The organism is Niallia oryzisoli (genome assembly GCF_043641075.1).
Lineage (GTDB): Bacteria > Bacillota > Bacilli > Bacillales > Cytobacillaceae > Bacillus_BD > Bacillus_BD oryzisoli_A.
Map to the genome: position 1 here is coordinate 1 of NZ_JBHZRC010000030.1, position 2931 is coordinate 2931.

Sequence of the window (2931 nt, forward strand, 5' to 3'; positions counted from 1 at the left end):
GGTTAAGTTAGAAAGGGCGCACGGTGAATGCCTTGGCACTAGGAGCCGATGAAGGACGGGACTAACACCGATATGCTTCGGGGAGCTGTAAGTAAGCTTTGATCCGGAGATTTCCGAATGGGGGAACCCAGCATCCGTAATGGGATGTTATCTTTACCTGAATACATAGGGTATTGAAGGCAGACCCGGGGAACTGAAACATCTAAGTACCCGGAGGAAGAGAAAGCAAACGCGATTCCCTGAGTAGCGGCGAGCGAAACGGGAACAGCCCAAACCAAGAGGCTTGCCTCTTGGGGTTGTAGGACACTCTACATGGAGTTACAAAGGAACGGGGTAGATGAACAGGTCTGGAAAGGCCGGTCGAAGAAGGTAAAAACCCTGTAGTCGAAACTTCGTTCCCTCCTGAGTGGATCCTGAGTACGGCGGGACACGTGAAATCCCGTCGGAAGCAGGGAGGACCATCTCCCAAGGCTAAATACTCCCTAGTGACCGATAGTGAACCAGTACCGTGAGGGAAAGGTGAAAAGCACCCCGGAAGGGGAGTGAAATAGTTCCTGAAACCGTGTGCCTACAAGTAGTCAAAGCCCTTTAACGGGTAATGGCGTGCCTTTTGTAGAATGAACCGGCGAGTTACGATTACATGCGAGGTTAAGTTGAATAGACGGAGCCGCAGCGAAAGCGAGTCTGAATAGGGCGTTTAGTATGTGGTTGTAGACCCGAAACCAGGTGATCTACCCATGTCCAGGGTGAAGTCCAGGTAACACTGGATGGAGGCCCGAACCCACGCACGTTGAAAAGTGCGGGGATGAGGTGTGGGTAGCGGAGAAATTCCAATCGAACTTGGAGATAGCTGGTTCTCTCCGAAATAGCTTTAGGGCTAGCCTCATGTTGTAAGAATCTTGGAGGTAGAGCACTGTTTGGACTAGGGGCCCCCATCGGGTTACCGAATTCAGACAAACTCCGAATGCCAAAGATTTATCCATGGGAGTCAGACTGCGAGTGATAAGATCCGTAGTCAAAAGGGAAACAGCCCAGACCACCAGCTAAGGTCCCAAAGTATACGTTAAGTGGAAAAGGATGTGGAGTTGCTTAGACAACCAGGATGTTGGCTTAGAAGCAGCCACCATTTAAAGAGTGCGTAATAGCTCACTGGTCGAGTGACTCCGCGCCGAAAATGTACCGGGGCTAAACGTATCACCGAAGCTGTGGATGGACATCTACGATGTCCGTGGTAGGAGAGCGTTCTAAGGGCGTTGAAGCTAGACCGTAAGGACTGGTGGAGCGCTTAGAAGTGAGAATGCCGGTATGAGTAGCGAAAGATGGGTGAGAATCCCATCCACCGAATGCCTAAGGTTTCCTGAGGAAGGCTCGTCCGCTCAGGGTTAGTCGGGACCTAAGCCGAGGCTGAAAAGCGTAGGCGATGGACAACAGGTTGATATTCCTGTACCACCAAAATCCGTTTGAACGATGGGGGGACGCAGGAGGATAGGGTAAGCGCGCTGTTGGATTAGCGCGTCCAAGCAGTTAGGCTGGTAGCGAGGAAAATCCCGTTACCGTTAAGGCTGAGCTGTGATGGCGAGGGAAATATAGTACCGAAGTTCCTGATTCCACACTGCCAAGAAAAGCCTCTAGTGAGGATTAGGTGCCCGTACCGCAAACCGACACAGGTAGGCGAGGAGAGAATCCTAAGGTGTGCGAGAGAACTCTCGTTAAGGAACTCGGCAAAATGACCCCGTAACTTCGGGAGAAGGGGTGCTTTTTAGGGTGTTAAAGCCTTGAAAAGCCGCAGTGAATAGGCCCAGGCGACTGTTTAGCAAAAACACAGGTCTCTGCGAAGCCGCAAGGCGAAGTATAGGGGCTGACGCCTGCCCGGTGCTGGAAGGTTAAGAGGAGAGGTTAGCGCAAGCGAAGCTTTGAATTGAAGCCCCAGTAAACGGCGGCCGTAACTATAACGGTCCTAAGGTAGCGAAATTCCTTGTCGGGTAAGTTCCGACCCGCACGAAAGGCGTAACGATCTGGGCACTGTCTCAACGAGAGACTCGGTGAAATTATAGTACCTGTGAAGATGCAGGTTACCCGCGACAGGACGGAAAGACCCCGTGGAGCTTTACTGTAGCCTGATATTGAATTTTGGTACAGCTTGTACAGGATAGGTAGGAGCCTGAGAAGCCGGAGCGCCAGCTTCGGTGGAGGCGTCGGTGGGATACTACCCTGGCTGTATTGACATTCTAACCCGCACCTCTTATCGAGGTGGGAGACAGTGTCAGGTGGGCAGTTTGACTGGGGCGGTCGCCTCCTAAAAAGTAACGGAGGCGCCCAAAGGTTCCCTCAGAATGGTTGGAAATCATTCGTAGAGTGTAAAGGCACAAGGGAGCTTGACTGCGAGACCTACAAGTCGAGCAGGGACGAAAGTCGGGCTTAGTGATCCGGTGGTTCCGCATGGAAGGGCCATCGCTCAACGGATAAAAGCTACCCCGGGGATAACAGGCTTATCTCCCCCAAGAGTCCACATCGACGGGGAGGTTTGGCACCTCGATGTCGGCTCATCGCATCCTGGGGCTGTAGTCGGTCCCAAGGGTTGGGCTGTTCGCCCATTAAAGCGGTACGCGAGCTGGGTTCAGAACGTCGTGAGACAGTTCGGTCCCTATCCGTCGTGGGCGTAGGAAATTTGAGAGGAGCTGTCCTTAGTACGAGAGGACCGGGATGGACGCACCGCTGGTGTACCAGTTGTTCTGCCAAGAGCATCGCTGGGTAGCTATGTGCGGAAGGGATAAGTGCTGAAAGCATCTAAGCATGAAGCCCCCCTCGAGATGAGATTTCCCATAGCGTTAAGCTAGTAAGACCCCTGAAAGATGATCAGGTTGATAGGTTTGGGGTGGAAGCGTGGTGACACGTGGAGCTGACAAATACTAATCGGTCGAGGACTTAACC

1 rRNA gene is annotated in these 2931 nt (G+C 52.6%); it reads left to right on the plus strand.

What is annotated here, in order from left to right:
• Positions 1–2931 (plus strand): 23S ribosomal RNA (locus ACHUFV_RS27340); the annotation flags it as partial.